Origin of the sequence: Amycolatopsis kentuckyensis (genome assembly GCF_002155975.1) — a bacterium.
GTDB classification, from domain to species: Bacteria; Actinomycetota; Actinomycetes; order Mycobacteriales; family Pseudonocardiaceae; genus Amycolatopsis; species Amycolatopsis kentuckyensis.
Genome location: NZ_MUMI01000582.1, coordinates 1 through 5,046, shown reverse-complemented (window position 1 = coordinate 5,046; position 5,046 = coordinate 1). Strand labels below are relative to the sequence as shown.

Sequence of the window (5,046 nt, the reverse complement as noted above, 5' to 3'; positions counted from 1 at the left end):
GCAGCCGGTCCGCGCGGGCGGACGAGTCCGCGGTCAGCTCCGCCGCCCGCCGCAGCGCGGCCAAGGCGGCGGCGACCCCGCCCCGCCGCAGGGCCCGCCCCGCGGTGGAGTCCAGGTCCCGCGCCGCGTGCTCGTCGGGACCGGCGGTGGCGGCGGCGCGGTGCCACGCCTGCCGGTCGGGCTGCCCTTGGAGCTCGGCGGCGAGAGCGGCGTGCGCCGCCTGTCGCTCCGCGGCGGTCGCGGCGTGGTGCAGCGCCGAGCGGACGAGCGGGTGCCGGAAGACCATTCCCCACCCCGTCACCAGGCCGGCCTCGACCGCCGGCCCGAGGGCGGCGACGTCGACCGCCGTCCCCAGCATCCGGGCCGCGGCGGCGAGGCACTCGTCGAGCGTTCCGTCGCCGTTGAGGGCCGCGAGGAGCAGCACCGACCGGGTGTCCACCGGAAGCCGGGAGACGCGGGCGGTGAAGGTGCGCTCCAGCCGCTCGGTCAACGGCAGCGGACCCGGCGTGAGCGCGTACGCCCCACCGACCGACTGCAGCGCGACCGGCAGCTCGGTCAACGCCAGCGGGTTCCCGGCCGCCTCCTCCAGCAGCCGCCGCCTGACCTGCTGCCCCAGGCCGGGGGCCACCGCGTCCAGCAGCTCACCCGACACCGCGTCCGTCAGCGGGTTCAAAGCCAGCACGGGCAGCCCGGCACCGCCGAGCCGGTCGTCCAGGCCGCGGGTGACGACGACCAGGGCGAGGGGGTCGGACTCGATCCGCCGCGCGACGAACCCCAGCACGTCGAGACTGGCCCGGTCCATCCAGTGGGCGTCCTCGACGACCACCAGCAGCGGTGTCTTCACCGCCGCGTCCGACAGCAGGGTCAGCGCGGCCAGGCCGACGAGGTAGAGGTCGGGCACGGCCTCGTCGGCGAGCCCGACGGCTGCGCGCAGGGCGGCGCGTTGCGGTCCGGGCAGGTCGTCGATCCCGTCTCGCAGCTGGTGGACCAGCTGGTGCAGCCCGGCGCAGGCGACGTCTTCCTCCGACTCCACGCCCACCGCCGTGAGCACCCGGACCCCGTGGCCCGCGGCCCGCGCCGCCGCCTCGGCGACGAGCGTCGACTTCCCGATCCCGGGAGCGCCGAGGACGACCACCGCGCCGCCCGCCCCGGAGGCGGCCCGCTCGACCAGTGCGGTCAGTGCGCGGCGCTCCGTCTCGCGACCCAGCAGCGCCGGTCGTTGCATGCCCGCTCCCTCTCCTCCGTGCGGCTCCGGCTGCCTGCCAGGTGCCGCGTCCTCGCCCTGCCGGAGGACTCCAGGGCCTGCGAGCGTATTCGAGGACCAGCTCGGGCAGTCCCACGGGCATTGCCGCTCACAGAGCTCGTGCGCGTCACATCCGGGACTTTGCGGCCCGTGCTGTGGCTGTGCCGCCCGAGGGCCGGCTCTGCTGGCCGGACGATCGACGCCCCGCCGACTTCAGCCGCGACCACCGCCCCAGCACCTGACCGAGATCGTGAAGCGGATCAGCCGAGGGGCTGTTCGTCGGGCGGAAGCGGCCAGCCGCCTGCTCCCGCTTCCAATTCCGTCAGGCGGCGCTCGCGTGGGTGGTCTTGCGGGCCCGAACGCCGGTCCGCCGGGGCTTACTCGCGGTGGGCGAGTTCGTCATTCGGTGTCGATGCGCTGCCGCAGCTGCTCCAAAGTTTTGGCCAGCAGCCTGGAAACGTGCATCTGGGAGACGCCGATCCGTTGGGCGATCTGGCTTTGGGGGAGCTCGTCGACGAAGCGCAACTTGACGATGGCGCGTTCGCGGGGTTCCAGTGTGGCCAGTGCCGCGCGCAGGGCGATGTGGTTCTCGAACCGCTCGAAGCCGGTTTCGTCCTCGGCGAGCTGGTCGGCGACGGTCAGGTTGTCTTCGAACCCGCGAGCGGGGGTGTCGATGGACGTGGCGCGATAGGCCTGGGCGGCCAGCAGTCCTTCCCGGACGGCGTCGACGTCCATGTCGAGGTGACGGGCGAGTTCGCTGGGCGTGGGAGCGCGGCCCAGCTCGTAGGCCAGGGTGTCGGCTGCCTTCGCGAGTTTCTGCTTCAGGTCCTTCAACGAGCGGGGGACGCGCATCGACCAGCCGGCGTCGCGGAAGTGCCGTCGGACCTCGCCCATGATGGTGGGCACGGCGAAGGACACGAAGTCGCTGCCGCGGTCGGCGTCGTAGCGGTCGACGGCGTGGATCAGCCCGGTCCGGGCGACCTGGAGCAGGTCTTCGAAGGGTTCACCGCGGTTGCCGAACCGGCGTGCGATGTGCTCGGCGAGCGGGAGGTGCTCGATGATCAGCCGCGCGCGGAGAGCGGCCCGGCGGGGGTCTTCGGCGTCGAGGCGGCTGCGTTCGTCGAAGAGGGGAGTGCAGTGGGCGTATTCGTTCGACCGTCGCGGCGTCGGGACGGTCAGCGCGTCGTTCGCTGCTGCGTGGTCGGGAGCACAGACAGTCATAGGGGAGGGGTACCCCTAATCGTGTGAATTACTCCCACAAGTTCCCTGGCTGGGCTCTCGGGGGATCACAGCTGGTCCAGGCCGGTGGGGTGGATGTGCGTGGGACCAGCGCCCAGACGGTCTTGCCGTGTGCGTCGGTGCGCACGCCCCAGTCCAATGACAGCTGGCCGATCAGCCGCAGCCCGAAGCAGCCGCGGTGCCGTCGAGTGCCGGTAGGCGTTGCCGACGAGCTCGTCGAGCACCAGCAGCACCGCGCCGAACCGATCGTCGGGGTGTGCGGTGAGCACGAGATCGTTCACGATCGAGGCTCGCACGTCCCGCAGATCCGGTCGGCTGGTGAGGTCGACCGTGGCCTCACCGCCCTGGCGGCCGATGCCGATGTCCTCGCTGAGATTCACACCGTTGTTCCCCTCCGGTCCACCGCACTGCATTCGGTGCGCGGCGGGCTCCGGATGGGCGTCCGATCGGGGAATTTGCCGACGAGATCGTTCGCGACCCAGCGGTACGCGGTCGTGCTCGACAACCTCGCCGCCGGACCACAGCATGACGGCGACGTCCCCGGCCGGATCGGGGTGAGCCCGATCATCCGGCGGTGTCCGTTCTGCTCGACGACGCGCTCCCCGGTGAGCCATTGGCCGCTGTCCCGGTGCCTCGCCCGGCCGGCGCCCTTTGGTGATCTCCGGGTGAATCTCGGATGAACAACGCCCTGGCGGTTTGCGGCGAGGCTCTGGTTTGAACCCGGCCGCCAACCTGGGCCAGGCGACGCTCGGGCCGTGGCCCTCCGTGTCTGTGGCTTGACCTCAGTCTCCTGCCACGGGTGTGAGCGCGCCAGGGGATTACGTCCTTGTCCGGCGCGCATTCGGGTGGCGAGGAGGTGATGTGCAGCGCCGCCAAGCCGGTTGACGCGAGGAAGCCGACTCCGGTCAGGCCGGCGATGACCGCGGCTGGTTCACCCGTGAGGGTGGCCTCGAGGGGCTGGGCGAAGGCAGGTGCGGGACCGTCGTCCGGACGGGAGCCGGTACACCAGGACCAGGGCGGAAGGCTCAGGCGGGCGAGTGCAGGAAGAGCACGGTGTCCAGCCCGAGCCGGATGAGCTTCCGGCGGGCGGTCGCCGAGGTCACGACGCGGAGTTCGCGACCTTCGTCAAGGCACTGCCGGGCGAGGGTGACCAGCGGGACGACGGCTTCGGTGGTCAGGTGTGTGACGGCCGTCGCATGGCGTCCAGTCGGCCCGGAACAGCCAACCGGCACGGTCAGTCGGTGGCGGCCAGTACCTGGGCGATGAACTGCTCGGCAACTTCCCGCAGCTTGAGGTTCCGGTTCTGTGACTGCTTGACCAGCAGGTCGAAGGCGTCGTCGGCGGGGACACGGTGCAGGGCCATGAGGATGCCCTTGGCCTGGTCGATGACCGCGCGCGAGGTCAGCGCGGTGCGCAGCTGCCCGACGGTTTCCTGGGCGGTCTGGTAGCGGCGGGCGCCGCGCAGGCCGGCCTCGGCGGCGGTGGTGTACAGCTCCAGCAGCGCGGCGTCGAGAGCCCCGAACCCTCCGCCGCCAGTGCTGTAGAGGTTGAGTGAGCCCTGGTACTCCCGGTCGATGAACAGCGGCGCGGAGAGGTAGCTGGCGACGGCGTCCTCACCGGCTGCCGCGGCGAACACGGGCCACCGCTGCGTGGCTTCGCGCACCTCGACTCGCTGCAGTTCCCCCGTGCGGGCCGCTTCGAGGCAGGGGCCTTGCCCGGCGTCGTACTGGGCCTGGTCGATCCGCAGAGCACCCTCACCCGTGGCAGTCGCGGTGTAGGGCGCTCCGTCACGCAGCAGGGTGACGCTGGCCATTTCCGTGTCCGGCACCGCCGACACCACCTGCCGGCACACCCGCTGCAGCAGTACAGCGAGCTCCTCTTCCTCATCGAGGGCGACGCTCAGCCGCTCCAGCGCACCGGTGACCTCGTCGACGCGCTGCACAGCCCCCAACTCGCCGACCTGGTCCTGTCTTTCGCTCATCGCCCGCCTTCCGGAGCAGATCCGTTTGCTGCGCTCAGCGTAACCAGCAGCGCCGCGCGTCTCGCCGTGTGACATTCCGTCGCCACCTGGGATCCCGGGGAGATCGCCGGGCTTCCGCACCTGGCGGGGCGATGACGTCGGTCAGGAAGTCGGGGGCCCTTGGACAGGCGTCGCCCGGGTAGGGCGAACGCGACCCGCCACGGCCCGGAGGTCCTCAGTGCTCCGGGCCGTGGAAAGGGCCGTCAGGCGGCGAGCTGCCAGTCGCCGATCGTGTACCAGCTCGACCAGCTGCCGCCGGTGTTGTAGACGTGGATGAGTTTGCCGTCGGTCCCACGGACGAAGACTTCGGTGGTGCCGGTGCTGGGTTCGTATACTGCGCTTGGGCTGCCGGTGGTTTGCCAGTCGCCGATCGTGTACCAGTCCGACCAGCTGCCGCCGGTGTTGTAGACGTGGATGAGTTTGCCGTCGGTCCCACGAGCGAAGACTTCGGTGGTGCCGGTGTTCGGTTCGTATACTGCGCTTGGGCTGCCGGTGGTTTGCCAGTCGCCGATCGTGTACCAGCTCGACCAGCTGCCGCCGGTGT

General features: G+C 71.3%; 6 protein-coding genes. All 6 read right to left on the bottom strand.

Annotation, left to right across the window (positions count from 1 at the left end; all coding sequences use genetic code 11):
• Positions 1 to 1,225, bottom strand: a 1,225-nt coding sequence (locus CCN39_RS42705) for an AAA family ATPase (RefSeq protein WP_158104600.1), incomplete at its 3' end; no start/stop codon positions are given.
• Between the two features lie 417 nt (positions 1,226 to 1,642).
• Positions 1,643 to 2,464, bottom strand: coding sequence for a SigB/SigF/SigG family RNA polymerase sigma factor (locus tag CCN39_RS42700; protein WP_086852268.1), 822 nt, complete (start codon positions 2,462 to 2,464; stop codon positions 1,643 to 1,645).
• Positions 2,465 to 2,529: 65 nt separating this feature from the next.
• Complete coding sequence (locus CCN39_RS50950; RefSeq protein WP_167455349.1) at positions 2,530 to 2,862, bottom strand: hypothetical protein; 333 nt, start codon at positions 2,860 to 2,862, stop codon at positions 2,530 to 2,532.
• A gap of 645 nt (positions 2,863 to 3,507) precedes the next feature.
• Positions 3,508 to 3,714 (bottom strand): hypothetical protein, encoded by a 207-nt coding sequence (locus CCN39_RS42690; RefSeq protein ID WP_244211260.1) that lies wholly within the window; start codon positions 3,712 to 3,714, stop codon positions 3,508 to 3,510.
• A 2-nt stretch (positions 3,715 to 3,716) separates the two neighbouring features.
• Positions 3,717 to 4,463, bottom strand: coding sequence for a GAF and ANTAR domain-containing protein (locus CCN39_RS42685; protein WP_086852266.1), 747 nt, complete (start codon positions 4,461 to 4,463; stop codon positions 3,717 to 3,719).
• A 242-nt stretch (positions 4,464 to 4,705) separates the two neighbouring features.
• Positions 4,706 to 5,046: DUF8189 domain-containing protein (locus tag CCN39_RS50415; protein ID WP_491844437.1), on the bottom strand; the 341-nt coding region annotated here is incomplete at its 5' end.